Below are 25214 nucleotides of genomic sequence, written 5' to 3' on the forward strand. Positions count from 1 at the left end.
GGGGGGCTGGCGGGGGGCGGTTTTTTTGGGGTGTGGTGGCTGTGCGCCGGCCCCCCCCCGCCCCCCCCCCCCACCACCGGTATCGACGCGGAAGGAGGTGTCATGACCGGTCAGGACTGGATGGAGAAGGACTTCTACGCCGTGCTGGGTGTCCCCAAGGACGCCGACGACGCGGCCATCAAGAAGGCCTACCGCAAGCTGGCGCGCCAGCATCACCCGGACCAGAACCAGGGCAACGTGGCCGCGGAGACCAAGTTCAAGGAGATCGGCGAGGCCTACGCGGTCCTGTCCGACCCGGAGCAGCGCCGGCAGTACGACGCCGTGCGCGCGATGGCCGGCGGCGCCCGCTTCTCCGCGGGTCCCGGCGGTGCCGGGGCGGGCGGATTCGAGGACATCCTCGGCTCGATGTTCGGCGGCCAGGGCGCGGGCCGTGGCGGGCCGCGGGTTCGCTACACGCAGGGCTCGGCCGGCGTGGGTTTCGACGACATCCTCGGCTCGATGTTCGGTGGCGGCAGGTCGGGGTACCCCTCGGCCGGCACCACCGGGTTCACCGCACCTAGCCCCGGCGCCGACGTTGCCGCGCAGGTCACGCTGCCATTCCGCGCGGCGGTGGAGGGCACGACCGCGGACCTCGAGGTCGGCGGCCGCACCATCACCGCCCGCATCCCGGCGGGGATCAACGACGGCAAGAAGATCCGCCTGCGCGGCAAGGGCCGCCCGGGCGTCAACGGTGGTCCGCCGGGCGACCTCGTGGTCACCGTGCACGTGGCGCCGCACCCCGTCTGGACGCTGGACGGCCATGACCTGCGCATGACCGTGCCCGTCACGTTCGCGGAGGCGGCCCTCGGCACCACGCTGGAGGCGCCGACGCTGGACGGCTCGACCGTGCGGCTGAAGGTGCCGGAGGGAACGCCGTCAGGCCGGGTGCTCCGCGTCAAGGGGCGCGGCGTGCGGACAGCGAACGCGACCGGCGACCTGCTCGTCAGCGTGCAGGTGGTCGTGCCGCAGAAGCTCAGCAAGAAGGCCAAGGACGCGCTCGAGGCGTTCGCGGCCGAGAGCGACGGCGAGGACGTGCGCGTCGGATTGACCGAGCGGGCGGCGGAATGATTATCGGCGCGGTGGGGCGGATACCCCACCGCGCCGAGTTCGGTTAACCTGCCGGAACGCAAGACGGCGCGAAAGAGACAGGGAGGCGCACATGGTCGACGACGACACACCCGTGCTCACCGTCTCCAAGGCGGCGGAGCTCGCGGGAATGCACCCGCAGACGCTGCGCCAGTACGACCGGCTCGGCCTCGTGGTGCCCCGGCGCACCCGCGGCAGGGGCCGCCGCTACTCCCGCCGCGACGTCGCGCGGCTGCTGCAGGTGCAGCGGCTCGCGCAGGTCGAGGGCGTGAACCTCGCCGGGATCAAGCGCATCCTCGACCTGGAGGCACACGTCTCGGTCCTGGAGGAACGCCTGGGTGACCTGCTCATGCGCGTCCAGGAGGAGAGCCGCGTGTTCGCCGCCGGCCCGGACGCCGGCGACGTCGTCGTCGTGCAGCGGGGCCAGCGGGTCCGCAGCGCGGCGATGCGGGTCGACCTCGAGCATCGCACCGTCGGCGGTGGCGCCGTCGTGCTCTGGCGCCCGTCGCCCCGGCGCGAGAGCTGACCGGTTCTCGCCGGCTCCACGGAGATTTCGGCAACGCAATTCTTTCGTTAATCAAGAAATGCGCCCGAAAATGTAGGTAAGGCATTCCTTGCTCCACGCGTTCTGCATTTCCGGAATATGATCGAGCCATTCGGGAGGGCCGGCGCACCACGCGAGGAGAGAACCCATGAGCACGCTGATGGAAATGCCCGAGGTCGCGGAGTGTTCGATCGACGGCTGCGGCTACAACCACGAGCACGGCTGCCACGCCGGCGCCGTCACCATCGCGGGGCACGCCGGTGACGCCTCCTGTGCCACGTTCATCCCGCTGAGCCACAAGGGCGGCCTCGAGAAGGTCGTCGCCCACGTCGGCGCCTGCCAGCGCGAAGAGTGCGTCCACAACGACCACCTGGAATGCAGCGCGACGGCGGTCCGCGTGGGCCCGGGGCCTGATGTCCCGGCACACCCCGACTGCCTCACGTTCGAGGAGCGCTGACGGCCCGCGTCGCAAGACAGCCCCAAGAACGAGCAGAGCGCCTACTCGACGGTGAGTAGGCGCTCTGTCGTGCGATGTGGGGTCCCAGATGCGGGCCTCAGAGGTGGGGCTCAGCGAGCCAGGTGGTCCAGCAGCATCAGTGCGGCGTCGTGCGTCCCGGGCAGGCGCTCCACCCAGACCCGGGTGGGTCGGCGTACCTCGGTGGTGAGGCCGAGCACCTCGGCGTTGCGCTCCACGACGCGGCGGAGCGACTGGCCCAGCTCGGCGGTCGCGGGGCCGCGCTCGCACAGCACCACGAAGGTGCCGTCGCCGATCGCGGCCATCGGATGCCCCTCGCCGAACACCTGGTGCAGCGTCCGGCCGATCGCGGCGGACCGCGCGAGCCGTTGCCACGTGTCGAGGTTGTCGAGGCCGACGTCGAGCACCAGCAGGCAGTGGGACGCCCCGGCAGTGCTCCCCGATCGCAGCGCCGCGCCGTAGGTCTCGCGCAGCCGCTCGCCGAGGTACTCGCCGGTCGGCAGTCCGGTCGATGGGTCGTGCGTGGCTATCTGGTACGGGACGCGCTCGCGCTCCCCGACCCAGCCGATCGCCGCGGCGCGCAGCGCGCCGACGTCGGTCGGGCGGCCGAACGCGGCGTAGAGGCAGGCGACGTCGTCCAGCGCCTCCGTGATGCCGGCGCCGACGGCGGCTCGGGCGGCTCCCAGTCGTTCTGCGGGTGCGATGACGCCGCGCCCGTTGGCCAACGCCTCGGCGAGCGCTTCTGCGGCGGGATGCTCCCAGTCGTTCGGCCGAATCCACACCGAAGCGAGGCTCGTAGCGCGCCACCGCTCGCGCAGGTCATGCACACGCACCTGCGTCTCCTTCTGGGATTCGCTCATGATGAAGGGACCCTCACAGGGACACATCATGACGCACCTTCGGAGGTGGTGTACTGGACTTCACCCGCGAAATGTTTTTTCCACCCCTAAAACGGCGACGTGGCTCTATAGTCTTGGGCAGGACACTGCCGAGAGTCTGGGTAGACGTGAAGCAAGCCGAGAGCAGCACCGGGGAGACCCCGAGCGACGCGGAACTGATCCTGCAGGTCAGGTCAGGCGACCGTGACGCTTTTGGTGTGCTCTACGAGCGCCACGCTGCCGCAGCACGCGCGCTTGCCCGCCAGTACGTCTCGCCCGCGGACGCAGAGGACGTCGTCGCGGACGCCTTCAGCAAGTTGTTCGAGATGCTCCGGCGCGGTGCCGGGCCCGACGCCGGGTTCCGCCCCTACCTGTACACGGTCGTCCGCCACCGGGCGTTCGACGTGTCCCGAGGCGCCGCGCGCACCCGCCCCACCACCGACGACGAGATCGAGTCGGTGCTCGGCCGGGTCGCGTCGGAGGAGGACCCGGCGCTCGCCGGCTTCGAGCGCAGTGTGGTCTCCAAGGCCTACTTCGACCTGCCCGAGCGCTGGCGAGAGGTGCTCTGGTACGTACTGGTGGACGACCTCAAGCCGGCCCAGGTGGCGCCCGTCCTCGGGCTCAGCCCCAACGGCGTCTCCGCCCTGGTCTACCGCGCCAAGGAGGCGCTGCGCGCCGGCTACCTGCAGCAGCACCTCACGCACGCGCCGTCGGACACGTGCCGGACCGTCAACCCGCTGCTCGGCGGGTACGTGCGCGAGAGCCTCTCCAAGCGCGAGACCACGAAGATCGAGGAGCACCTCGCCACCTGCGGCACGTGCAGCGCACTCGTGCTCGAGCTCCACGACGTCGCACACGGCATGAAGACCGTCATCGCCCCGTTGGTGCTCGGTGCGGGCGGGCTGGCGCTCGTCGGCGCGGGCGCGCCGATCGGCGGGCTCGTCGTCGCAGCCAAGGCCGGCGCCGGTGCCGGCGCGGCAGCGGGTGCGCCGGCCGCCTCGGTGGGCATGAGCGCCGCCTCTGCAGGCACGTTCTCCGGCGCCGTGTCGTCCGCCGTCTCCGCCACCGCCGGTGCGTTCGCCTCCGCAGCGGCCGCCGCCACGGGTGGGAGCCTGGCCGCCGGCGCGCTCGCCGTCGCCGCGGTCGGCATGGTCGCGGCGCTGCAGATCGCGGGACCGCCCGAGCTCAGGTCCGTGGCCGCAGACCAGGTGATGACCACCTCGGACGGTCGCGAGCTGCCGGGCAGCGACGCCAACGGCAAGCCCGTGCTGCCCACCGACACCGACTCCGAGGACGGCGGGACGACCACGAGCAACTACCTCGTGGTCGACTACGGCGACGTCTCGACGCCGCTCGCCGCCCGCGAGCCCCAGGACCTGTCGCTCACCGTCAAGAACACGGGCGAGGCCGCGGCCACGGGCACGCAGCTGCAGATCACGCTCCCCGCCGGGCTCACGGTCGCGCGGCCGGACGGGCCGTTCGGCACCGGCGTGGGCGGGCGGCTGGTGCGGACCTCCGTGGTGACGCCCGATGCCTCGGCCGACGACGGCACCCCGGACGACGGCGCTCAGGCGGACACAACACCGAGCGCCGCGACGTCCGCGGTGGGCACGGAGTCCGACGGCACTTCCGACGCTTCCGGCGCGACGCAGGCCGAGCCGACGTCGTCGCCCAGCGCGCCCACGACGGTGACCGCGGTGGACGGCGACGGCCCGACCGCCTGCGCGCCGACGGAGCAGACGAACGTGCTGCTCTGCTCGCTCGGCGACCTCGCGCCGGGTGAGTCGCACGAGGTCGAGGTGCAGGTGCAGGCCAACTCCGGCGGCGACTACCCCGTCGCCACCGAGGTCTGGGCGGACGGCCTGGAGCACGTCGGCCTCACCCTCCCGGGCCGCACCGTCGCGCCGTTCGGCCCGGAGCTGTCGGCCGCGACCGCGGACGTCTCGCTCGCGAGCCCCGGCGTGGCCTCGCTGCCCGTCCGCATCGCCAGCACGGGTGACCGCGCAGTGCCGGCCGGCGCCTGGGCGGTCGACGTGACCCTGCCGGACGGCATCACGCCCGCCTCCGTGCAGCCCGAGCTGTCGTGCGCGTCCGGTGAGCTGCCGAACGTCTGGCGCTGTGCGCCGCTCGCCGGCACGGACGCGGCGGCGGTCGAGCTCGCGCCAGGGGGCACCGTGGACGTCGCGCTGAACATCACGACGGCGGAGGCGTCGCCGCCCGAGCCCACGGTGGTCGGCGCCGCGAACGTCCGTCCCGTCCTCGAGGGCGCCGCGCACTCGGCGTCGGCCACGCTCGTCGTGACGTCGGCCTGGGCCGACGCCGGGGACGGCGCTGCTGCCGGTGTCGCCGCGTCCTGCGCGGCCGAGGGTGGCGTGAACGCCGCCGACTCCGTCGTCACGGGGACCTACACCAACACCACGCATCGCACAGTGCGGGTCGCCCTCGAGGCGGCGGGCAGCAACGCGTCCTCCGAGGGCGAGCTCGCCCCGGGCGAGTCCAGCACGCTGACGGTGCATGACGGCCTGCGGGTCCCGGCCGGCCAGGCGACGTTCGTCGTGGCCACGGACGTGGACGGCAACACCTACGAGACCCGCGTGCCGGCCGGCGAGCACGAGCGGCAGAACTGCTACGTGCCGCTGTGGACCACGGACACGAGCGTGCAGACCCTCAACAACGGCGGCACCGTGGCCGTGGAGGGCACGGTGACGAACCGGTCGGACGAGACGATGAACGCCGTCATGTCCGTGCCCGTGGGAGACGCGACCCTGGAGTCCGTGAGCCGGCCGGTGGCGCCGGGCGGCTCCGTGACCCTCACGGTGGACACGGGCCGCACCAGCGTGCCCGAGGGCGAGGCCACCTTCCACCTCTCGCGGGACGGCGTGGACAAGGACGGCGACGCGCCGCTCCGGGACGTCGTGCCCGCTACCGACCCGACGGCGCACTACGAGGCCGCGAGGATCGACCCTGCCCAGGGCGCTGAGACGGTGACCGCTGGAGACTGCGAGTTCGACGCTGAGCAGGACCGCTCGGTGCAGACGTTCGACGTCACGGCCGACAACACCCGATCAACCCTGCCCGTGCTGTTCCACGTGGGCGACGTCAGCAGGACGGTGCAGCCGGGCGAGACGATGAGGATCGCGTTCCCCGTCGTCTGGGGCACCGGGACCGCCGACCTGACGGCGGCCGGCAAGACGCTGACGACGCTGGACGTCTCGTTCGAGTCGTGCGCCGAGCTGACCTGGCCCACCGAGGACGTGACGGTCGATCCTGCAGCGCAGTGTGTCGACGACTGGCACGTCCAGCACACGGCCGCGGTCGAGAACCGGACCGGCCATGACTGGATGGGCGTGCTGGTCCGCGAGGGCAGTGGCGAGGTCGGCGAGGCGAAGCAGGTCGGCGCCGGGACGACGACCACGCTCGAGGTGACCCGCGACTTCCCGATCAGCGGCGAGGGCAATGTCACCGTGCGGCTCACCCGCGAGCTGGAGGGCAAAGCGCTTACCGTGGACCGCTCGTTCCAGGGCGGCAGCATGACGTGCCCCGGCGGCGGCGAGAAGAAGGCCTGCGACGCGACGTCGGCCACGCCGTCGCCGACAGCGACGAAGGACCCCTCGGACGACGGGTGGCTGGCGCCGTGGCTCCCGGGCTACTGCGGCGACTGACCCGCTGACCCGTCCGCGACCCACCCGTCCGCGACCCGCCCGCAGGCGCGGGTGGGCCGGACCGGACGGCTCAGACGATCCCGTACAGCCGGTCGCCGGCGTCGCCCAGACCAGGCACGATGTACGCCTTCTCGTTGAGGCGCTCGTCCACGGCGGCGACGACCACCGTCAGGTTCGCGCGGTCGCCCACGTGCTCCTCGAGGAGCCGGATGCCCTCGGGGGCGGCCAGCAGGCAGACCGCCGTCACCTCGCGGGCGCCGCGCTCCAGCACGTAGTCGATGGCCGCGACCAGCGTGCCGCCCGTGGCGAGCATCGGGTCGATGAGGAACACGTGCCGGCCCGTGAGGTCGTCGGGCAGGCGGTTCGCGTAGGTGACGGCCTTGAACGTCTCCTCGTCGCGGACCAGGCCGAGGAACCCGACCTCGGCGGTCGGGAGCAGGCGGCTCATCCCGTCGAGCATGCCGAGGCCGGCCCGCAGGATTGGCACGACGAGCGGCGGCGGGGACGCGAGACGGGTGCCCGTCATGGTGGTGATCGGCGTCTTCACCTCGTGCGGCTCGGTGGCGATCTCGCGCGTGGCCTCGTAGGCGAGGAGCGTGACGAGCTCGTCGACGAGCAGGCGGAAGGTGGGCGAGTCGGTGTTCTCGTCCCGCAGGACGGTCAGCTTGTGGGCGACCAGGGGGTGATCGACGACGTGGAGGCGCATGGGGCCAACGCTACCGGGCGCCCCGCGAACGCCCCACCGGGTTGTCAGACGCCGAGGTCACTAGGGTGACCTGTGTGTCTGACACCGGAGGGATGAGCGTCGCCGAGCGCCGCGCGTACTGGGCGGCCTGGATGGGTACCGCGCTCGACGAGGCCCGCCGCGCCCTCGACACCGGCGACGTACCGGTCGGCGCCCTGGTGCTCGACGAGGCGGGGCGCGTGATCGGCGTCGGACACAACGAGCGGGAGGCGACGGGAGACCCGACCGCCCACGCCGAGGTGCTCGCGATGCGGGCCGCGGCCGCGGCCCGCGGCGAGTGGCGCCTGGCCGGCTGCACCCTCGTGGTGACGCTCGAACCGTGCCCGATGTGCGCGGGCGCGCTCGTGCAGGCCCGGGTGCGGCGCCTGGTCCTCGGCGCGTGGGACCCCAAGGCCGGCGCTACCGGCTCCGTGTGGGACCTCGTGCGCGACCAGCGCGCGCTGCACGAGGTCGAGGTGCTGGGCGGCATCCGCGAGGACGAGTGCGGGGCAATGCTCCGGGAGTTCTTCGAGGCCCGGCGGGGCTGAGCCGCGCCAGCCGGTCGAGCGGGCCGGTCGAGCGGGCCGGTCGCGCCTGCCGGTCGAGCGGGCCGGTCGAGCGGGCCGGTCGCGCCTGCCGGTCGCGCCTGCCGGTCGAGCCGGCCCGCCGCGCCGAACGCGTCAGACCTGCGGCAGTGCCGCGTGGAGCTGGTCGAGCAACGTGCGCAGGCGGAGCAGGTACAGCCGCTCGTTCGCGAGGCTCGACAGGTTCGAGCCGACGTCGTCGCCGTCCTGGTACTTGATGAGCATCAGCTCGAACTCAGTGAGGTCGCGGCGCCAGTTGTAGCCCTGCACGCGCTCGCGCCAGGGGTGCAGCTTCTCAACGAGCGCGCTGTCGGGCGCCCTGCTGAGCACGCCCGAGGCGAGCGCGGCATCGACGGCGGACAGCGCCAGGCGCGGGCTGACCGACAGGGCGCGCTCGCCCCCGGTCCGCAGCCCGGCGAGGCGCCGCTCGACGATGGCGCGGTTCTGCTGCAGCTCGAAGACCACGGAGGCGACGACCTCCGAGCGGCGCTCGGTCTCGGCATTCTGCCGCTCCACGACGAGCCCGGTGACACCCGCGAGCAACGTCAGGGAGTTGACCCACGGCTCCCACTCCGGGCCGACGTCGAGGATCCACAGGATGCCGAGCACGAACGCGATCCCGAGCAGGGCATAGGTGACGACGGCGACGGTGACGCGCCGTCGGCGGGCCCAGCGGCGGCTCGTCCACGCCGTCGTGACCCGCCGCCGGAGCCGGCGCAGCCGCGCCCGCATCACTTCCACACGTCGAAGTTCGGCAGCTCGACGGGCGCGCCGTCGTCGTGGGCCACGAGCCGCAGCTCCAGGCCGAACGGGCTGGGCCGCTGGGTGTGCCGGAAGCGTTCCCGCTGCACGTGGGTGGTCCGCAGGCCCGCGCCGGCGACGAGCTGATCGATCCGCTCGGTCGTGTACTTGCGGGTCGTGTACAGCCGGATCGTGTCCTGCGGCGAGAGGTGGATCGGGCGGCTGCCCGGGATGAGCATCCGGATGTCCTCGTCGCCCGCGTTCTGCCAGTACACCTTGAGCAGGATGCTCTCGTCCTCGACCGACCCGGTGAACCTGACCTGGTCGAGGTCGATCTTGAGGTCGGTGTTGTAGCGGACGGCGCTCGCGACGAACTCGACGAACCCGCGGGTCTGGCGGTACTCCGCCTCCGCCGCGCGCACGGCGTCGTCGGTCAGGTTCTCCGTGGTGGCGAACTCGACGAGCATCCGGTCCTGCGGTCGCAGCACCCGGGCTATGCCGTTCAGGAACTCCTTGTCGTCGTCGAAGTTGGCGACCGTGTTGCCGACCAGCGAGTAGAGGATCGACTCCTCGCCGACGAGCCGGTCGAGGAACAGCTTGAGCTCCTCGAGGTTGCCGTCCAGGGAGAGGTCGATCTGCAGGCCCAGGGAGCGGTCGAGGGGGAAGTGCGCGTCCTGGACCGCCGTCCGGGATCCGGTCCGGAGCATCTCGGCGCTCATGTCCACGGGGACGTAGAGCATCGACGGGTTGGCTCGCCGCATCGTCTCCAGGAACATCCCGTCCTTGGCGCCGGTGCCCACGCCGAGGCTGACCAGGTGTACGCACTCGTCGGTGACGAGCGGGGAGATGCTGCGCCACTGCCTGCGGAACATCTCGGTGCCGACCTTGATGACCATGTAGGTCGGGTCGTTCGAGGCGTTGAACCAGGCGATGGTGGGGCCGATGCCCCAGTAGGCGTATCCCGACGGGACGCGCTTGCCGTCCCCGCTGACGGAGTGGCCGTCGTCCAGGTACTGGGCGAGGGTGGCGAGCTTGTCCGACTGGTCCTCGCCGACCAGGGTCACGGACCACGCGAAGTCGTCGCCGGCCAAGGTGCTGTCGATCCTGGATATCGCTGAGTCGCCCACGCGGTCCCCTCCGGCTCCACTGCAAAGAAACCCCAGGCTAGCGGGAGGCGGCCCGGTGCGAAATGGAACACACGTCGCGGACGGCGGCCCGCTCTCGGCATACCCTCGTAGGGTGTTCCCTCAAGCCCGACCCACCACCTGGCAGCCGGAGGCCGTCGAGGTCGCCCGCACCACCGTGGACGACGCCGTCGAGGTGCTCACCGGTCTCCGCATCACCGCGCTCACGGGCGCCGGGATCTCGACCGACTCCGGCATCCCCGACTACCGCGGCCCCGACTCCCCGCCCCGCAGCCCGATGACCTACCAGCAGTTCGTGGGCGACGAGGAGTTTCGCCGCCACTACTGGGCCCGCAACCACGTGGGCTGGAAGCACGTGAACCGGTCGGTCCCGAACGCCGGCCACCGGGCGCTCGTCCGGCTCGAGGAACGCGACATCCTCGCCGGGATCATCACGCAGAACGTCGACCTGCTGCACGAGGACGCGGGCTCCCGCAACGTCATCGACCTGCACGGACGCTACGACCGCGTGATCTGCCTGACCTGCGGCCGGGTCATCTCGCGCACGCACCTCGCCGAGCGGCTCGACGCGCTCAACCCGGGCTTCCTGGAGTCCGTCGGCGACGTCGCGGACATCGAGATCGCGCCCGACGCCGACGCCGTCATCGAGTCGACCGCCCACTTCCGGCCGGCGCCCTGCGAGTTCTGCGGAGGCGTGCTGAAGCCGGAGATCGTCTACTTCGGCGAGAACGTGCCGCGCGAGCGGGTGGACGAGGCGTTCGCGCTGGTGGACTCCGCCGACGCGCTGCTCGTCGCCGGCTCGTCGCTGACGGTGATGAGCGGGCTGCGGTTCGTGCGGCACGCGGCCACCGAGGGCAAGCCGGTGGTGATCGTGAACCGCGGGATCACCCGGGGCGACAAGTACGCGACGGTGAAGATCGACGCGGGCGTGAGCGACGTCCTGAACGAGCTGGCCGCCCGGCTCTAACCCCTTGTTGTGGGCGCGATCGTTGCGCCTAAAACGGGCGGGTAATCGCAACGATCACGCCCACAACAAGTGTCAGCGGGTGGCCAGGTCCGTGATGGCCGCGTGGCCCGTCGGGGAGAGCGTCAGCACGCGTTCGCCCGGGTGCAGCCGGACGTCCTCGCGGTAGAGCTCGGCGAGCTGGTCGGCCGCCTCGGTGTCCCCGGCGTCGGCGGCGACGAGCAGGTAGGCGAGCTCGTCGGCGACGGCGTCGAACTCGGCGTCGGACATATCGGCACCGGGCAGACCGGCCTCCGCGACCCAGGTCGCAACCGCCCCGCCCGCCGCCGCACGGACGTACGACGTGCCCAGCTCGGGTCCCCACAGGTCCCAGAGCAGCAGCTCGTCGCGATGCCGGTGCGCCACCTCGTACAGCACGTAGTAGCGGACGAAGTCCTTGCCGTGCAGGTCCGGCAGTTCCGAGCTGACGCCGAACGCCGCCGGGTCGGCAGTCCCGGCGCGGATCGCGAGCCACGCGTCGGCCGCCGTGACGAACGGCGACCCCGGTCCAGTGGGCATGTCGTGGACGTCGAAGTCGAAATCCTGCTGGTCGAGCTCCGGGTCGAACCGCACCCAGCGGTCGCCGTCCCAGCGCTCGCCCACGACGTGGTCGGCATTCCAGCCCGGCGTGAAGTACGTGGCGAACCCGATCCGGGAGCGCGCCGGGACGCCGTGCGTGCGCAGGACGCCGAGCGCCAGCAGCGTGTGGTCGCGGCAGCAGCCGGCGACCTGCTGCGCATGCGTGCGCGGCCCGTCGAGCGGCGCGCGCATCTCCGCGGCGTCCAGGATCGACGTCAGCCAGCGACGGTCGGGATCGACCTTCTGCGTCTCGGTCAGGTCCGGGCCACCGGCCCGGTAGTGCACGACGACGGAGCAGGCGAACCGGTGCAGCTCCTCCGGGTCGGTGCTCAGCTCGGAGAAATATCCTGTGTGATTTCCGGGGTTCGAGTACGGACTGTGGTCCGAGTAGTCGAAGAGCGTGGGCGCGGGCATCGGTGTCCTCCCTCGGCGGTGACGGAACAGTACCTCGCGACGGGCGCCATGTGACAGTCCCCACTATCTGCCCGGCACGGAGGGTGCCCGAGCTCCCGGGAACCCGATCCCGCCCGCCCCTTGACGCGCCAATTCACCCACCCCACACTGATCTACAACCTTGTAGAAACCGGAGCGACGACGGTCCGGTCCCGGGATGTGAGCGTTCGCTTCGGGGTCGTGTCGCTGTCGGCTCCCACCGGACGGAGGCAACGATGCACCAGTTCCGAGCGCGATCCACCCGCAGCACCCGACGCCTGCAGGCAGCCGTGGCGCTGCTCGTCGCCGCGGGTCTCGCCGTCAGCCCGGCGGCGTCGGGCACGACGACGGCGCCCGACGGCGTGGCCGCCTACCCGAACCCGGGCGTGGTCACCGGGAGCATCGGCGTGCACGATCCGGAGGTCGCCAAGACGCCCGCCGGCACCTACCTGCTCGCCCACACGGGCGACGGGATCTCCCTGAAGACGTCCTTGGACCGCACCCAGTGGAACAACGCGGGCGCGGCGTTCCCGAACGGCGTCTCCTGGGCGCACGCGTACACCAACGGCAGCAACAACCTCTGGGCGCCGGACATCACCTACGCCAACGGCCGCTACTACATGTACTACTCGGCCTCGACGTTCGGCTCGAACCACTCGGGCATCTTCCTCGCGACGAGCACCACGGGCGCGCAGGGATCGTGGACCAACCAGGGCCTCGTCATCGAGTCGAGGACGTCGGACAGCTGGAACGCGATCGACCCGAACCTCGTCATCGACCAGTCCGGCCGCTGGTACCTGAGCTTCGGCTCGTTCTGGTCGGGCATCAAGATGATCCGGCTCGACACCTCGACGGGCAAGCGGTCCGGGACCGAGTTCCACAGCATCGCCGGCCGGGGCGGTGGCGCCATCGAGGCGCCGACCATCCACTACCGGAACGGTTACTACTACCTGTTCGTCTCGTTCGACGCCTGCTGCCAGGGCGCGAACAGCACCTACCGCGTGATGGTGGGTCGTTCGACGTCGGTCACCGGGCCATACGTCGACCGGGCGGGCACCGCGATGACGGCGGGCGGGGGCACCGAGATCCTGGCCGGCCACGGGAGCATCCACGGCCCGGGCCACGAGGCAGTGCTCGCCGACAACGACGCCGACGTGCTCTTCTACCACTACTACACGGACAGCGGGGCGTCCCAGCTGGGCATCAACCTGCTGGCCTACGACGGAGCGGCCTGGCCGTACGTCTACTGACCGGGATCATCTGGCGAGGTGGTCGTGCAGGTGACCGTGGGCAAATTGTTCAACAACCTGGATAGTTGTGTCGGACGCCGCTAGCCTGGTTGTGCAGCGATACCTGCCCGCCCGCGCCGGAGGATGAACCGACATGGCCGAACCGACAGTGCAGCAGCAGCCCGTGGCGCGCCGGCTCGGCGTCCTGGTCCGAGCGGTACCCCGGCTCGGGCGGAAGGTGCGGAGGGGCGCAGGCCGGAGCGAGCCCGACCAGGCTCGGGTGCTGGTCCGGCAGGGTGTCCTCTCCCTCCGCGTGGACCTCGTGGTGAGGGACGCCGACGGCGCCGCGGACGCCCTCGAGCGCATCGTCGGCGTCCTCCAGCCGGGCGATCAGGTCTACCTCGTGGGTCCCCCAGAGGGGGCCGAGCCGCGGGTCGACAACCGGGCGCTCAACATCTGGGCCTGACCGTGCCCGGCCTGGGCTGGGTGGTAGAGCGCCACGTGACGGTCGCGCGCGCCACGGTCGCGATCGTCACCTACGCGCTGCTGGCCGCCGCATTCGTGCTCGGCGTGCTGTGGTTCGCGCTTCCCGGGGAGCCGCGGTGGGAGCCGGCGGTGAACTCGCTGACGCTGGTCGCCGGCATGACGGGGCTGATCGTGGAGCGGCTGAGCAGCGAGGCGGAGCGGCACGCTCAGGTGCTCGCGGCGATCCGGCGCGAGCTGGAGCGGAACCAGGCGGTCCTGGCGGACAACGAGTTCGCGCGGGCGGCGGACGATCGCCCGCGGGCCGTCTTCGTCCGCCTCGCGGTCTCCGCCGTCGACGCCGCGCTCGTCTCGGGAGCGCTCGACCGACGTCGGGACACTGCCCTCGTGACCACGCTGCACCGGTGGCGCGACACGGTCCAGGGATTCAACCGGCGGCTGGACCTCACCGAGAACATGAGCGTGCTGGAGCGGCAGTCGGCAGAGGAGCGGGAGATCTGGGACGCGGCGATGCGCCTGCGGGGCGGGTACGTCGCGATGACGAGGGCGCAGCTGGAGGAGCTGTTGAGGGTGCTGCCGGCGCGGTGAGCGTGGCGGGGTGCGGCGTCAGGCCGGCTCGCCCGGCGTCCGCCGGGAGTACGCGGCGGCGACCGTCCGCTCCGACTGGACGAGGTACTCGTCGAGCTCCGCGGCGGCGGCCGCGCTGTCCCCGGCGAGGGTCATCTCCAGGATGCGAGCATTGCGCGCCACGTAGGGGGCGTGCAGGTACTCCGGGTTCGCGAGCAGGCCGAACGCGAGGCGCAGCTCCGCGGAGACGGTGGCGTAGAGCCGGTCCAGGTGCTCGCTGTCGCAGAGCGCGACGATCCCGCGATGGAATTCCATGTTGGCTGTCCCGGCCGAGCGCCAGTCCTTCTCGTCGCGTGCTCGCTCCGCGGTCTCGACCGCCTGGCGCATGATGTCGGTCGCCGGATGGCCGGGCAGTGCGCCCCGTAGGGCCTGCCCTTCGATCATGCGGCGCACGCGGTAGATGTCGAGGATCGACGCGAGCGTCGGGACGGCGACCATGACGCCGGCGTGCGGACGTCGGACGAGCAGGTTTTCGTGCGTCAGCACCCGGAACGCCTCGCGGAGGGTGTTGCGGGAGACGGCGAGCGTCTCGGCCACGGCCTTCTCCGAGAGCCGCTCGCCGGGCTGCGCCTTGCCCGTGATGATCCACGAGCGGATCGACGCCGCGGTGCGCTCGACGAGGTCGCCGACCTTGGCCTCCGTGGGGTCGGCCGCAGTATCGGAAACGGGTTCTGCGTCAGCGGTCGTCGCCATGTGTCCACTCTACGGTCGCTGGTGGGTTTGCCGGATGATCTGGCGCAGGCGGAGGATCTGGCGGGTCCGGTCGTCCGACAAGGGAGACCTGCGTCACGGTGCGCCGGGCGCGCGGCAACCGATTCGTGGAACCGGGCTTCGACCGGGTATCCTGCTACGGCCCGCTGGTGTTGTGGCGGGCAAAGGTAGCGTGTCCGAGCGGCCTAAGGAGCACGCCTCGAAAGCGTGTGTGGGTGAAAGTCCACCGTGGGTTCAAATCCCACCGCTACCGCACCCAGAAGGCCCCCAACCGCGCAATCATGCGGATCTGGGGGCCTTCGTCGTGCCGGGTGGTCCGTTTTCGCCACACTCATCCGCGACTCCGCATCGGCAGGAGAAGCTCCCGGAACTGGAGGCTGACGCGGACCGGTACCGTCCCGCGTATGTTGCGCACCCCTCAGCCTCGGCCCGAACTGGCACGTCCCCGGAGCCTCGAGCCGGGCGACGTGATCGCGCTCGTCTCGCCGGCGAGCTGGAGCGACGAGTCGTGGCTCGCGGAGAGCGTTGAGACCGTCGAGTCGTGGGGGTTCAAGGCGCGCGTCGGACGCCACGCCACCGACCGTCTCGGGTACATGGCCGGTGGCGATCGTGAGCGCGCCGCGGATCTCAACACCGCGATTCACGACCCGGAGGTCAGGGCCATCCTGTGCCTGCGAGGCGGTTGCGGAAGCCTCAGACTGCTCGCCGACGTCGACGCTGACGCTCTCCGCGCGGACCCGAAACCCATCATCGGGTTCAGCGACATCACAGCACTGCACCAGGTGTGGCACCAGGCCGGAGTCCCGTCTGTCCACGGCGCCGTCGCCGGCACCCGTGCGAGCACCGTTCGTCGGCTGCTGGTCGGCGAGCGCGGCGAGCCGGTGCGGAGCGACAGCAGCCAGTTCGGTGCGGAGCTCAGCACCGCCGGCACAGCTTCTGGGCCTCTGTTCGGCGGAAATCTCGAGATGCTCGCGCGCAGTGTCGGCGTCGTCGACAACGACCTCGAAGGGCATGTCCTGCTGCTGGAGACTCACCGGGAGGTCGGCCTCGGGATGGTCGACCGTGCGCTGACACAGCTGCTGCTGTCCGGCGCGCTCGCGGGGATCTCGGGCATTGCGGTGGGGGCGCTGGAGGGATTCGAGGACTACCAGGACCGTGAGTGGACCGTCCTCGACGTGTTGCAGGACCGACTGGGCTCGCTCGGAGTGCCCATCCTGGCGGGGCTGCCGCTCGGGCACATCGAGAATCCGGTATCCGTCCCGCTCGGGGTCGAATGCGTGCTCGACGCCGGCGCGGGGACCTTGACCGTTGACCCGTTGACTGCCTGACCGGGCTCAGTTGCCCCTCGCGATGGCCAGGGTGCATAGGGTTGAGCCATGTCCAAGGATGCGAAGCAGGGGGCGGCCGACGCGATCGCGGCTGACCCTCGCGACGGCATTGAGGGCTACGACTTCGATGCATGACATCCAGGCAGCCACCCTCGCCGGAGGCTCGAACAACCAGGACCGCTACGTCATAGGCGACGGCTTCGCGGCCGTCCTCGACGGTGCGACCTCCGTCGCCGGCGACCGCTCCCACGATCCCGGCTGGTATGCCGAGCGCCTCGCGCGAGCCATCGGCGAGACGGTGCCCCGCGGCGGGCCGCTCGCCGGCGCGGTAGCCGACGCGATCCGCGTCGTCCGGGATACCCACGGCCTCACCCCCGAGACCGCCCCGACCAGCACCGTCGCTCTGGCGCGATGGTCCGACGACGTCGTGGAGACCTACGTCCTGAGCGACAGCTTCGTCGTCGTGCTTCGGACCGACGGCGCCGAGGCGGTGCACACCGACGACCGCCTGGACGCCGTCGGCGCGCGCGAACGGGCCGCCTATCGGGCGCGCCTCGCGGCGGGCCACGGGTACGACGTCGAACACCGCGAGCTGCTCCTGGCGCTCCAAGCCGACCAGGCCCGACGTCGCAACCGGCCGGGCGGCTACTGGATCGCCGGCGCGGAGCCGGAAGCCGCAGCCCACGGGATCACCACCGTCGAGGAGCGGTCAGGTGTGGCCGGGCTCCTGCTCGCCAGCGACGGCGTCGACCCCGAACGCCACCCCGAGGCGACCACGTGGCGAGGGCTCTACGACGAGGCCACCGGGCATGGTCCGGACCTCGTGCTCGACCGGATCCACGACGCCGAGTCCGACGACCCGGAGGGCAAGCGCTGGCCTCGGTCCAAGCGCCACGACGACAAGACCCTCGTCACCGTCACCCTGGCGCGCTGACGCCCAGCCGATCTTGAGGTCGACAGACGTCTCGCCCGTTCGGCACGGGGCTCACGCGGTCTGACGGAGACGCGCCCGAACGTCCGCCAGCAGAAGGTCGCACCTGACCACGGTGGCCGGGCTGTCGCCGAGCTCGTCCCGGTCCAGGGTTTCCCGAGCTGTCACGACGGATCCGGGCGGAAACTGCTGCCAGGTGAGATCGATCGCGACCGCGTCGTCCCCCACCGTGAGCTCGCTCCAGAAGTGGATCTCGTCCCGGACGCCGGTCCACACGGTTCCCTTGACGATCTCGCTCCGGGGCAGGAAGTGGTGCACGACGCGCGCCGTGGGATAGCACTGGCCGAGGGCGGGATTGCTCTCCTCCCACACGCAGCCGTACGACGTCCTCGCGCTCCACGAAGCCTCGAGCGCTTCCCGGAGCGCGATGAGGTCCACGGGGAGTGTCGACGGCACATCAGGATCGGTCACGCCGGCAGGTTAGCGGTGAACCACGCGGGCTCTGCTCAGCGCTACCCGGCCGCACTGAGGAAGGCGTCGGTCTCCCGCCGCGACCGCAGCCGGTGAAACGTCAGGTGGTCGTTCGCGGGATCGGTCATCGCGGCCCCGTACCGGTGTCGGCAGGTCGAGCCAGATGACGGTATCGGCGCGTGTCCAGATCGCGGGTCGAAGGCTTGAGTAGTTGCCGTCGATGACCCAGGCGTCCCCGGCGACAGCGTGCTCGGCGTCCGCCAGAAAGTCCTCACGAGGCCTTGGCGTCCATTGCGGCCCCCAGTAGAGCATGTCGAGCTCGACGTGTCGGACGTCGAGGTGCGACGCCAGTCGACGCGCGAACGTGGACTTGCCCGACCCTGCTGCCCCGACAACCGACACCCTGCGCACCGCAAGGAAGCTAGCTCAGCTCGAGGGGGGTGCGCCAGAGCCAGCGCAGCGCATCCGGCAGCAGCACCCCGGCGTGGTTGGGGTTGTGGCCGCCGTCACCGAGGACGAGACGGAAGTCGTAGCCGGCCTCGGCGAGGGCCGCGGCGACCCGCAGGTTCTCCGCGAGCCAGTTGTGGTCGGGCTTGTTCCAGCGCAGGTCGCGGTGGCCTGCCTGCAGGAAGATCCGCAGCGGCTTGCGCGGCGTCGCGGGGATGAGGGCCGGGTACGGGTTGCCGCCCGGCATCTGCGTGAAGCTGGACAGGAAGCCCGCCACGCGGCGGAACCGGTCCGGGAAGTGCCAGGCCACGGTGAACGCGCAGTCCCCGCCGCTGCTGCCCCCGACGATGCCCCAGTGCTCCGGGTCGTCGCTGACGGCGAAGCGCCGACGGACCTCCGGGACGATCTCCTCGACGAGGAAGGCGCCGTAGCGCGCGTCGAACGCGTCGTACTCGGCGTTGCGGTTCTTGCGCCCGGCCGGGTCCTCGACGTCCGCGAAGACGCCCGGGTCGACGAACACGCCGATCGTCACCGGGATGTCACCGTCGTGAACGAGGTTGTCCAGCACTACGCCGCCGCGGACGTCGCCGTCCGGGTCGAGGTACCACCAGCCGTCCTGGAAGACGAGGATCCCGGCGGGCTCCGCCGGGTCGTACGCGGCGGGCACATGGATCCAGACCTTCCGGGAAGTCCCGGGAAATATGACGCTCTCCCAGTCCAGCTCGACGGTGGTGCCCTGCGGGACGCCGGGCCGGCGGGACGAGTCGGGGCCGTACTCGTACCGGACGTCGGACTGGTCCAGCGGGAGCGGACGGTAGGGCAGGTGGGTGGTCACGCGGCAAGGGTAGGGCGGCCCCCAGCGTCACCCCGTCGTACGACGTCGAACAAACCGAGGGTGACCTGCGCAGATATCTTGCATTCGTACCCGGTCATGGGCTGGACTTGAGAGCGCGTCCACCGGCGTTTGCCCTGCGGCACCCCATCGAGCCCTACATCACCCATGCCGGCAGCTCAGAAGGAGAAGACGATGACCGACGAGAAGTCGATGTCCGACGACGAGACGTCGCGTGCAGAGCGATTCGCTGCCGGAAAGGCGGTCCTGGACACCATCCACGGCGACCACGGCCACGGCGTCATCGAGTCCCTCGCCGACATCGCCCCCGAGCTCGGGCACCAGATCGTCGCGTGGGGCTACGGGGACATCTACTCCCGTCCCGGGCTCGAACCGCAGCAGCGCCAGCTCGTCACCCTCGGCATCCTGACCGCGCTCGGCGGCAGCGAGCCCCAGCTCGAGGTGCATGTCGACGCATCGCTCAACGTGGGCCTCACGCCGCAGCAGATCATCGAGGCCTTCCTGCACAGCTCCATCTACGCGGGGATCCCGCGGGCGCTGAACGCGGTGGGCGTCGCCAGGAAGGTGTTCGCCGAGCGCGGCCTGCTGCCGCTGGACTGAGGGCGGACGGCGCCCGCCCCGCCCGCCCAGCTCCGCCGCTAGGCGCCCTCCGGGCCTACAGGAACGACACCCCGGTCAGCTCCTGCGCGACCTCCCACAGCCGCTGTCCGACGGCGGGGTCGGTCGCCTCCGCGGAGGCCCGCACCTCGGTGACGCGTCCCGACCTCTCGCGGAAGCCGTCGGGGCCGAAGAACTGCCCACCGCGCACGCCTGACGCGGTGGCCGCGTAGAGCTGCGGCAGCGCGCCGCGTTCGACGGGCTGGCTGGTCAGGAGGTAGGCGAGCGCGCTGAGCCGCCCGAACGAGCCGCGGTCCTGCCATGCCCGCGTGGTGAGGTTGGTGCGGGAGACGCCCGGGTGGGCGAGAGCGCTGAGAACGGGTGAGTCGGCGGCGCGCAGCCGGCGGTCGAGCTCGATCCCGAACACCGTCGTGGCGAGCTTCGAGGCGCTGTAGGCCGGGGCCGCCTGGTACCCGTGCTCGGACATGAGGTCGTCGAAGTCGAGGTGCGCGCTCTTGTGGGAGATCGAGCTGAGCGACACGACGCGGGGCCGGTCACCCCGGTTGACCAGGGGGAGCAGCAGGCCGGTGAGCGCGAAGTGGCCGAGCATGTTGGTGCCCAGGTGGAGCTCGAAGCCGTCGGCGGTGGTCCGCCGCGGTCCCAGGATCACGAGCCCGGCGTTGTTGACCAGCAGGTCGATCTTCGGGTGCTCGTCGGCGATGCTCTCCGCGAAGGTCCGTACGGACGCCAGCGAGGCCAGGTCCAGCTTCCGGACCTGGAGCTTGGCGCCCGGCGCCGCGGCGGCGATGGTCCTAGCGGCGTCTTCGCCGGCGGCGACGTTCCGGACTGCGAGGACGACGTCGGCGCCGTGCCGGGCGAGCTCGGTCGCCGTCACGAGCCCCACGCCGGAGTTCGCCCCGGTCACGATGGCGAGCCGGCCGGTCTGGTCAGGGATTTCTGCTGCGTTCCAGGAGGTCATGGCGGCGACGCTAGGCCGCTCCAGCCGGGACGTGAGCGTACTCGCCTCCCTCGGTCTGGCAGGACCACCCTGGCCGGGTCTCGAGGCAACATACTGGTGGGCATGGCGACGGACCAGTCCTACGCACGCGAGCTCGGCGACTTCCTCCGGTCGCGGCGCCAGCGCACGACGCCGGAGGACCTCGGGCTCGAGCCCGGGCCGCGGCGGAAGGTGGCCGGGCTACGGCGCGAGGAGCTGGCGCTGCTCGCCGGGCTGAGCACCGACTACTACCAGCGGCTGGAGCAGGGCCGGAACGTGCGCCCGTCCGACGCCGTGCTCGACTCGATCGCCAACGCGCTCGCGCTGGACGAGATCGAACGACGCCACATGCTGATGCTCGCGCGCGCGACCCGGCAGCCGGACGCGCGGGTCCGGCGGCGTCCCGACCGGGTGCCGGCCAGCACCCGGCGGCTGCTGCCGCTGATGGGCGTCCCCGCCGTCGTGCTGGGGCGGCATCTCGACGTCCTGGCCTGGAACGCGCTCGCCGCCGAGCTGCTCGGCGATCCGGCGAGCTATCCGCCGGAGCGGCGCAACTTCCTCGTCGCCCTGTTCGACGACGAGAGCGGCCGGCTGCACTGCGCGAACTGGGAGCTCATCGCCCTCGAGTACATCGGCATGCTCCGCGCCGCCGTCGCGGCCGATCCGGGGCACCCCCGGGCCGTGGCCGTCGTCGGCGAGCTCAGCATCCGCAGCGCCGAGTTCCGCCGGCTGTGGGCGCGGCACGACGTGCGCGAGAGCGTGCACGGCGCGAAGGTGATCCACCACCCGCGCGTCGGCGACATCGCCATGGAGTGGGACGCCTACCCGCTGCCCGGGAACCCGGGCCCGGTCATGCTCGTCTTCACCCCGCATCCGGGTCCCGCCGCCGACCAGCTCAGCCTGCTCGGCAGCCTCGCGGAGACGCGTCCTGCCGAGACGCGTCCGGTGGAGGCGCGCCCCGCGGAGACGCGCCCCGCCGTCGGGCAGGGCTGTTAGGTCGGAACGGCCGGAGCCGCGTGGATCAGGGCCGCGGGAGGGCAGCCGCATCGCTGTGCTCCACCAGCTCGGACCGCTCGCGTCGGATCCGCGCCACACCCCAGGCCCCTAGCGGCGCGAGGGCGGCGTTGAGCGTCCTGCCCTGCGCGGTGAGGGAGTACTCCACGCGCGGCGGTACCTCCGCGTAGACCTGACGGCGGACCAGGCCGTCCGCCTCCATCTCGCGCAGATGCTGGGTCAGCATCTTCTCGCTGACGCCGGGCAGGCCGCGGCGCAGCTCGGCGAACCGGCGCACGCCGTGCTCGTCGAGCTCCCAGAGGATCAGGCCCTTCCACTTGCCGCTGACGACGTCGAGCGCCGCATCGATGCCGCAGATATAGGGGCCGTTACGCGGTGACTTCGCCATCGGGCGCTCCTCGTAAGTGTGTGGGACCAGGGTACGTACCGATTGGTAAGTACCCCAGTAATTAGTGGGTACTTCCTTGATCGTACGTCGGGCGCCGAGCATGAGCAGGTACTCACCTACCGAGGAGATCCTTGATGACCGACCCCCAAGGCACCGGCGTCACGGTGCTGGGCCTGGGCGCGATGGGCAGCGCCCTCGCCACCACCCTGCTCGACGCCGGAGACACCGTGACCGTCTGGAACCGCACCCCCGCCCGTGCCGCCGGCCTGAGCACGCGGGGCGCCGAGGCGGCGTCGACGATCGGTGCCGCCGTGGCCGCCCACCCCCTGATCGTCGCCTGCCTCCTGGACCACGCGTCCGTGCACGAAACCCTCGACCCGGTCATCGCCGGGATGCGGGGGAGCGCGCTGGTGAACCTGACGACCACCACGCCGAACGAGGCACGCGAGCTGGCCACGTGGGCGGCCGGGCACGGCGTCCGCTACCTCGACGGCGCGATCATGGCGACCCCGCCCATGATCGGCACCCCGGAGGCATCGATCCTGTACAGCGGGTCCCGGGAGGTGTTCGACGGCGTCCGACCGGTCCTCGACCTCTGGGCGACGAGCACCTACGACGGCGCGGACAGCGGCCTGGCCTCGCTCTTCGACCTGGCGATGCTCTCGGGCATGTACACGATGTTCGCGGGCTTTCTGCACGGCGCCGCGATGGTCGGCTCCGTCGGCGTGACCGCCACTGAGTTCGCGGAGCGTGCCACGCCGTTCATCAGCGCGATGACGGCGGGCTTCGCCCACGACGCCCGGGTGATCGACGGCGGCGACTACACGGTGGCCGGCCAGCAGAGCCTGGACTTCTCCGACCTCAGCCACATCGTGCGCGCGAGCAAGGAGCAGGGCATCAATCCCGCGCCCGTCGCCGCGGTGCAGGAGCTGATCAGCCGGCAGATCGCGGCGGGGCACGGGGCCGAGGGCTTCGCCCGCCTCTACGAGAGCCTGCGCGCCGACCGGGCCGCCGTCGTCGACCGGACAGAACGAACCGACCGCACCGAGCGAGTGGAGACCCTCCGATGAGCACACCCGTCACCCTCATCGGGCTGGGCCCGATGGGCCAGGCCATGGTCCACACCCTGCTGCGCGAGGGCCACCAGGTCACCGTCTGGAACCGGACGCCGAGCCGCGCCGCCGACGTCGTAGCCGCCGGCGCGACTCTCGCCGCCACACCCGCGGACGCCGTGGCGGCGAGCAAGCTCGTCATCCTCAGCCTCACCGACTACCAGGCGATGTACGACATCCTCGGCTCCGCGACGGAGGCGCTCGCAGGCCGCACCGTCGTGAACCTCAGCTCGGACTCCCCTGAGCGGACCCGCGAGGGTGCCGCGTGGGCGGCCGGGCACGGCGCACGGTTCCTGACCGGCGGCGTCATGATCCCCGCGCCGATGGTGGGCACCGAGGCGGCGTACGTCTACTACAGCGGCCCGGCCGAGGTGCTGGAGGACGCCCGGGAGCCGTTGGCCGCAATCGGCACACCGCGGTATCTCGGCGCGGACCCGGGCCTGGCGCAGCTCATGTACCAGGCCAACCTCGACGTGTTCCTCACCTCGCTCGCCTCGCTCCTGCACGCCACCGCGCTGCTCGAGTCCGGCGGGGTCGGCGCCACGAGCGCTGTGCCCGAGCTGATGCGGACCCTCGCCGGCATCTCCGAGATGCTGAGCGTGGGCGGGAACCCCGGGGTGCAGATCGAGGCCGGCGAGCATCCGGGCCACCTGAGCACCGTCACCATGATGGGCGCGACCGCCGACCACATCGTCGCCGCCAGCGACGCGGTAGGCGTGGACAGCGGCCTTCCCGCGGCGGTCCAGGCCTACTACACCTGGGCCCGCGACCACGGTCACGGCGGCGACAACTGGACCCGGATCATCGACGCCATGCGCCCGCAGGGCGGCTCAGGGGGCGTTGCGCCTCAAGCCTGAGGCGCTCGCGTCCCGCCGGCGGCGTCATCTCACCGTCGTCCCACGCTGCCCATGTGGATGGGGCCGGACGGGTCGGTCACGACCGGGGCGGGCGGCTCGGGCCTCAGGTCGAAGGCCCTGCGGGAGTGCAGCTCGAGCATCGCGTCGCCGGTCGCGCTCCACGGGAAGAGCTCGGCGCGCGCCCGGGCGGCCTTGCGCCGCTCGTCCACGTCGCGGTCCAGCACGTCGTGCAGGGCGATGGCGAGCGCTGCAGCGTCCGGCGGGGCGGCGGCACCAGCCGTGCCCACCACCTCGGGCAGGGCGCTCGACGAGCTGCAGACCACCGGCGTCCCCGACGCCAGCGCCTCGAGCGCCGCGAGCCCGAAGGTCTCGATCGGCCCGGGGGCGATGACGGCGTCGGCGCAGGCCAGCAGGGTTGCGAGCCGGTCGCGGTCCGGGATGAACGAGAGGAACCGGTGCGGCAGGCCCGCGGCCTCGGCCCGGCGTCGCATCTTCGGCAGGAGCGGACCGGAGCCCGCGACGACGAGCCGCACGGGGCGCCCGTCCCGCACGAGCTGCGCTGCGGCGTCGATGGCGAGGTCGGGCCGCTTCTCCGTGGACTGGCGGCTGGCCAGCACGATGAGGGCGGTGCTGGGCGGCGCGTACTCGGCGCGCGCCTCGTCGGAGTACCGGTCGGGCCGGAATCGTGCCAGGTCCACGCCGAGCGGGACCCGGTACAGCGGCGGCAGGACGGCGCGGGTGCGCGCAGCCACGCGCTCGACCTCGCCGGCGGCGAACTGGGTGGTGGCGACCAGGCGGTCGAACCGGGTGAGCGTGGCGAGGTTGTACCGGTCGGCCAGGGCAGGAGCTGCGGCCGCGCCGAACGCCGCCGCTGGGCCGCCCTCCGCCGCGCCGGGGATCCAGGACCGCAGCACGCCGTCGACCCGCTCGTGCAGCATCATCAGCGAGGGGACGCCGGCCTCTCGGGCCCAGTCACCCAGTCCGGCGAGCGTGGTGCGGTCGCTCACCTCGAGCCGGTCGGGCGCGAGGGTCTCGAGCAGGCCCCGCATCTTGCCGGGTTGCACCACCGCGCGGTACCCGCCGGAGAACGGCACGCGCGGCGCCGCGAGGCCGACGACTCGCACGCCGTCCACGTGCGCCACCCCGTCCCGCCTGCCCGGCACGACGAGCACGGGTTCGTGCCCCCGGGACAGGTACTGCCCGGCCATGGCGTGCATAGCGGTTCGGATGCCCCCGGACCGGGGGCTGTAGAAGTTGGCGACGTGGACTATTCGCAA

The 25214-nt window shown here is 71.8% G+C and carries 26 protein-coding genes and 1 tRNA gene; 16 read left to right on the forward strand and 11 right to left on the reverse strand.

The features are described from left to right. The first annotated feature begins 102 nt into the window (after positions 1 to 102). The 3 genes from ACFT2C_RS16725 (at position 103) to ACFT2C_RS16735 (ending at position 2126) form a co-directional block, all read left to right on the forward strand. Positions 103 to 1107, forward strand: coding sequence for a DnaJ C-terminal domain-containing protein (locus ACFT2C_RS16725; protein WP_377208193.1), 1005 nt, complete (start codon positions 103 to 105; stop codon positions 1105 to 1107). Between the two features lie 91 nt (positions 1108 to 1198). Next, entirely contained in the window at positions 1199 to 1651 is a 453-nt protein-coding gene (locus tag ACFT2C_RS16730) for a heat shock protein transcriptional repressor HspR (protein ID WP_377208194.1), read from the forward strand. 166 nt (positions 1652 to 1817) lie between these two features. Continuing rightward, positions 1818 to 2126 (forward strand): DUF1540 domain-containing protein, encoded by a 309-nt coding sequence (locus tag ACFT2C_RS16735; protein ID WP_377208195.1) that lies wholly within the window; start codon positions 1818 to 1820, stop codon positions 2124 to 2126. A 110-nt stretch (positions 2127 to 2236) separates the two neighbouring features. On the opposite strand, the gene ACFT2C_RS16740 is transcribed toward ACFT2C_RS16735, so the two are convergent. Beyond that, positions 2237 to 3004, reverse strand: coding sequence for a hypothetical protein (locus ACFT2C_RS16740; protein ID WP_377208196.1), 768 nt, complete (start codon positions 3002 to 3004; stop codon positions 2237 to 2239). Between the two features lie 146 nt (positions 3005 to 3150). Between ACFT2C_RS16740 and ACFT2C_RS16745 the strand changes: the two genes are divergently transcribed. After that, the gene (locus ACFT2C_RS16745) at positions 3151 to 6684 is read left to right on the forward strand and encodes a sigma-70 family RNA polymerase sigma factor (protein ID WP_377208197.1); all 3534 of its coding nucleotides are present in this window, start codon (positions 3151 to 3153) and stop codon (positions 6682 to 6684) included. Positions 6685 to 6754: 70 nt separating this feature from the next. Here ACFT2C_RS16745 and upp read toward each other — a convergent pair whose 3' ends face one another. Beyond that, on the reverse strand, positions 6755 to 7390 hold the full coding sequence (upp, locus tag ACFT2C_RS16750) for a uracil phosphoribosyltransferase (protein ID WP_377208198.1): 636 nt from the start codon (positions 7388 to 7390) through the stop codon (positions 6755 to 6757). A 131-nt stretch (positions 7391 to 7521) separates the two neighbouring features. Here upp and ACFT2C_RS16755 point away from each other — a divergent pair, with 131 nt between their 5' ends. Then, positions 7522 to 7956 (forward strand): nucleoside deaminase, encoded by a 435-nt coding sequence (locus tag ACFT2C_RS16755; protein ID WP_377208259.1) that lies wholly within the window; start codon positions 7522 to 7524, stop codon positions 7954 to 7956. 132 nt (positions 7957 to 8088) lie between these two features. Here ACFT2C_RS16755 and ACFT2C_RS16760 read toward each other — a convergent pair whose 3' ends face one another. Further along, positions 8089 to 8733: a hypothetical protein gene (locus ACFT2C_RS16760; RefSeq protein ID WP_377208199.1), complete on the reverse strand. Its 645-nt coding sequence runs from the start codon at positions 8731 to 8733 to the stop codon at positions 8089 to 8091. Beyond that, entirely contained in the window at positions 8724 to 9860 is a 1137-nt protein-coding gene (locus ACFT2C_RS16765) for an L-histidine N(alpha)-methyltransferase (RefSeq protein WP_377208200.1), read from the reverse strand. The genes ACFT2C_RS16760 and ACFT2C_RS16765 overlap by 10 nt, the downstream gene beginning before the upstream one ends. Positions 9861 to 10035: 175 nt before the next feature. Between ACFT2C_RS16765 and ACFT2C_RS16770 the strand changes: the two genes are divergently transcribed. Further along, positions 10036 to 10845, forward strand: a complete 810-nt coding sequence (locus ACFT2C_RS16770; RefSeq protein ID WP_377208260.1) for a Sir2 family NAD-dependent protein deacetylase — start codon at positions 10036 to 10038, stop codon at positions 10843 to 10845. A 72-nt stretch (positions 10846 to 10917) separates the two neighbouring features. Here ACFT2C_RS16770 and ACFT2C_RS16775 read toward each other — a convergent pair whose 3' ends face one another. Next, on the reverse strand, positions 10918 to 11874 hold the full coding sequence (locus tag ACFT2C_RS16775; protein WP_377208201.1) for a transglutaminase-like domain-containing protein: 957 nt from the start codon (positions 11872 to 11874) through the stop codon (positions 10918 to 10920). 254 nt (positions 11875 to 12128) lie between these two features. Here ACFT2C_RS16775 and ACFT2C_RS16780 point away from each other — a divergent pair, with 254 nt between their 5' ends. The 3 genes from ACFT2C_RS16780 (at position 12129) to ACFT2C_RS16790 (ending at position 14192) form a co-directional block, all read left to right on the forward strand. Continuing rightward, the gene (locus tag ACFT2C_RS16780) at positions 12129 to 13142 is read left to right on the forward strand and encodes an arabinan endo-1,5-alpha-L-arabinosidase (RefSeq protein WP_377208202.1); all 1014 of its coding nucleotides are present in this window, start codon (positions 12129 to 12131) and stop codon (positions 13140 to 13142) included. Between the two features lie 133 nt (positions 13143 to 13275). Then, on the forward strand, positions 13276 to 13587 hold the full coding sequence (locus tag ACFT2C_RS16785; RefSeq protein WP_377208203.1) for a hypothetical protein: 312 nt from the start codon (positions 13276 to 13278) through the stop codon (positions 13585 to 13587). A 35-nt stretch (positions 13588 to 13622) separates the two neighbouring features. Further along, positions 13623 to 14192, forward strand: a complete 570-nt coding sequence (locus ACFT2C_RS16790; RefSeq protein WP_377208204.1) for a hypothetical protein — start codon at positions 13623 to 13625, stop codon at positions 14190 to 14192. 18 nt (positions 14193 to 14210) lie between these two features. On the opposite strand, the gene ACFT2C_RS16795 is transcribed toward ACFT2C_RS16790, so the two are convergent. Continuing rightward, positions 14211 to 14924 carry a GntR family transcriptional regulator gene (locus ACFT2C_RS16795; protein ID WP_377208205.1) on the reverse strand — a complete coding sequence of 238 codons (714 nt, stop codon included), beginning with the start codon at positions 14922 to 14924 and terminating at the stop codon, positions 14211 to 14213. Positions 14925 to 15108: 184 nt separating this feature from the next. Here ACFT2C_RS16795 and ACFT2C_RS16800 point away from each other — a divergent pair. The 3 genes from ACFT2C_RS16800 to ACFT2C_RS16810 all read left to right on the forward strand — a co-directional run bounded on the left by ACFT2C_RS16800 (position 15109) and on the right by ACFT2C_RS16810 (position 17204). Beyond that, positions 15109 to 15195: transfer RNA gene (locus ACFT2C_RS16800), tRNA-Ser, on the forward strand. After that, positions 15158 to 16270 (forward strand): LD-carboxypeptidase, encoded by a 1113-nt coding sequence (locus ACFT2C_RS16805; protein ID WP_377208206.1) that lies wholly within the window; start codon positions 15158 to 15160, stop codon positions 16268 to 16270. Before ACFT2C_RS16800 ends, ACFT2C_RS16805 begins: the two co-directional genes overlap by 38 nt. A 127-nt stretch (positions 16271 to 16397) precedes the next feature. Further along, positions 16398 to 17204 (forward strand): hypothetical protein, encoded by an 807-nt coding sequence (locus ACFT2C_RS16810; RefSeq protein WP_377208207.1) that lies wholly within the window; start codon positions 16398 to 16400, stop codon positions 17202 to 17204. Between the two features lie 51 nt (positions 17205 to 17255). Here the strand turns inward: ACFT2C_RS16810 and ACFT2C_RS16815 are convergent, their stop codons facing one another. After that, positions 17256 to 17672: a hypothetical protein gene (locus ACFT2C_RS16815; RefSeq protein ID WP_377208208.1), complete on the reverse strand. Its 417-nt coding sequence runs from the start codon at positions 17670 to 17672 to the stop codon at positions 17256 to 17258. A gap of 421 nt (positions 17673 to 18093) precedes the next feature. Next, positions 18094 to 18954 carry an alpha/beta hydrolase gene (locus ACFT2C_RS16820; RefSeq protein WP_377208209.1) on the reverse strand — a complete coding sequence of 287 codons (861 nt, stop codon included), beginning with the start codon at positions 18952 to 18954 and terminating at the stop codon, positions 18094 to 18096. Positions 18955 to 19146: 192 nt separating this feature from the next. On the opposite strand from ACFT2C_RS16820, the gene ACFT2C_RS16825 reads away from it, so the two are divergent. Next, on the forward strand, positions 19147 to 19572 hold the full coding sequence (locus tag ACFT2C_RS16825; protein ID WP_377208210.1) for a carboxymuconolactone decarboxylase family protein: 426 nt from the start codon (positions 19147 to 19149) through the stop codon (positions 19570 to 19572). 55 nt (positions 19573 to 19627) lie between these two features. Here ACFT2C_RS16825 and ACFT2C_RS16830 read toward each other — a convergent pair whose 3' ends face one another. Further along, positions 19628 to 20548, reverse strand: coding sequence for an oxidoreductase (locus ACFT2C_RS16830; RefSeq protein ID WP_377208211.1), 921 nt, complete (start codon positions 20546 to 20548; stop codon positions 19628 to 19630). Between the two features lie 102 nt (positions 20549 to 20650). Here ACFT2C_RS16830 and ACFT2C_RS16835 point away from each other — a divergent pair, with 102 nt between their 5' ends. Beyond that, on the forward strand, positions 20651 to 21562 hold the full coding sequence (locus tag ACFT2C_RS16835) for a helix-turn-helix transcriptional regulator (protein ID WP_377208212.1): 912 nt from the start codon (positions 20651 to 20653) through the stop codon (positions 21560 to 21562). 25 nt (positions 21563 to 21587) lie between these two features. Here the strand turns inward: ACFT2C_RS16835 and ACFT2C_RS16840 are convergent, their stop codons facing one another. After that, entirely contained in the window at positions 21588 to 21968 is a 381-nt protein-coding gene (locus ACFT2C_RS16840; RefSeq protein ID WP_377208213.1) for a winged helix-turn-helix transcriptional regulator, read from the reverse strand. A 134-nt stretch (positions 21969 to 22102) separates the two neighbouring features. Here ACFT2C_RS16840 and ACFT2C_RS16845 point away from each other — a divergent pair, with 134 nt between their 5' ends. Both ACFT2C_RS16845 and ACFT2C_RS16850 read left to right on the forward strand, forming a co-directional pair. Further along, entirely contained in the window at positions 22103 to 23038 is a 936-nt protein-coding gene (locus ACFT2C_RS16845) for an NAD(P)-dependent oxidoreductase (protein WP_377208214.1), read from the forward strand. Beyond that, positions 23035 to 23937: an NAD(P)-dependent oxidoreductase gene (locus ACFT2C_RS16850; RefSeq protein ID WP_377208215.1), complete on the forward strand. Its 903-nt coding sequence runs from the start codon at positions 23035 to 23037 to the stop codon at positions 23935 to 23937. Before ACFT2C_RS16845 ends, ACFT2C_RS16850 begins: the two co-directional genes overlap by 4 nt. 29 nt (positions 23938 to 23966) lie before the next feature. Here ACFT2C_RS16850 and ACFT2C_RS16855 read toward each other — a convergent pair whose 3' ends face one another. Next, positions 23967 to 25214: a glycosyltransferase gene (locus ACFT2C_RS16855; RefSeq protein WP_377208216.1), complete on the reverse strand. Its 1248-nt coding sequence runs from the start codon at positions 25212 to 25214 to the stop codon at positions 23967 to 23969.

This window comes from Promicromonospora sp. NPDC057138 (assembly GCF_042670845.1).
Classification (GTDB): domain Bacteria; phylum Actinomycetota; class Actinomycetes; order Actinomycetales; family Cellulomonadaceae; genus Promicromonospora.

Excerpts from the sequence above, each read along its gene's own strand:
- ACFT2C_RS16725 (WP_377208193.1), top strand. The coding sequence starts at position 103 with ATGACCGGTCAGGACTGGATGGAGAAGGACTTCTACGCCGTGCTGGGT.
- ACFT2C_RS16730 (WP_377208194.1), top strand. The coding sequence starts at position 1,199 with ATGGTCGACGACGACACACCCGTGCTCACCGTCTCCAAGGCGGCGGAG.
- ACFT2C_RS16735 (WP_377208195.1), top strand. The coding sequence starts at position 1,818 with ATGAGCACGCTGATGGAAATGCCCGAGGTCGCGGAGTGTTCGATCGAC.
- ACFT2C_RS16740 (WP_377208196.1), bottom strand. The coding sequence starts at position 3,004 with ATGAGCGAATCCCAGAAGGAGACGCAGGTGCGTGTGCATGACCTGCGC.
- upp (WP_377208198.1), bottom strand. The coding sequence starts at position 7,390 with ATGCGCCTCCACGTCGTCGATCACCCCCTGGTCGCCCACAAGCTGACC.
- ACFT2C_RS16755 (WP_377208259.1), top strand. The coding sequence starts at position 7,522 with ATGGGTACCGCGCTCGACGAGGCCCGCCGCGCCCTCGACACCGGCGAC.
- ACFT2C_RS16775 (WP_377208201.1), bottom strand. The coding sequence starts at position 11,874 with ATGCCCGCGCCCACGCTCTTCGACTACTCGGACCACAGTCCGTACTCG.
- ACFT2C_RS16780 (WP_377208202.1), top strand. The coding sequence starts at position 12,129 with ATGCACCAGTTCCGAGCGCGATCCACCCGCAGCACCCGACGCCTGCAG.
- ACFT2C_RS16785 (WP_377208203.1), top strand. The coding sequence starts at position 13,276 with ATGGCCGAACCGACAGTGCAGCAGCAGCCCGTGGCGCGCCGGCTCGGC.
- ACFT2C_RS16795 (WP_377208205.1), bottom strand. The coding sequence starts at position 14,924 with ATGGCGACGACCGCTGACGCAGAACCCGTTTCCGATACTGCGGCCGAC.
- ACFT2C_RS16810 (WP_377208207.1), top strand. The coding sequence starts at position 16,398 with ATGCATGACATCCAGGCAGCCACCCTCGCCGGAGGCTCGAACAACCAG.
- ACFT2C_RS16825 (WP_377208210.1), top strand. The coding sequence starts at position 19,147 with ATGACCGACGAGAAGTCGATGTCCGACGACGAGACGTCGCGTGCAGAG.
- ACFT2C_RS16830 (WP_377208211.1), bottom strand. The coding sequence starts at position 20,548 with ATGACCTCCTGGAACGCAGCAGAAATCCCTGACCAGACCGGCCGGCTC.
- ACFT2C_RS16835 (WP_377208212.1), top strand. The coding sequence starts at position 20,651 with ATGGCGACGGACCAGTCCTACGCACGCGAGCTCGGCGACTTCCTCCGG.
- ACFT2C_RS16840 (WP_377208213.1), bottom strand. The coding sequence starts at position 21,968 with ATGGCGAAGTCACCGCGTAACGGCCCCTATATCTGCGGCATCGATGCG.
- ACFT2C_RS16845 (WP_377208214.1), top strand. The coding sequence starts at position 22,103 with ATGACCGACCCCCAAGGCACCGGCGTCACGGTGCTGGGCCTGGGCGCG.
- ACFT2C_RS16850 (WP_377208215.1), top strand. The coding sequence starts at position 23,035 with ATGAGCACACCCGTCACCCTCATCGGGCTGGGCCCGATGGGCCAGGCC.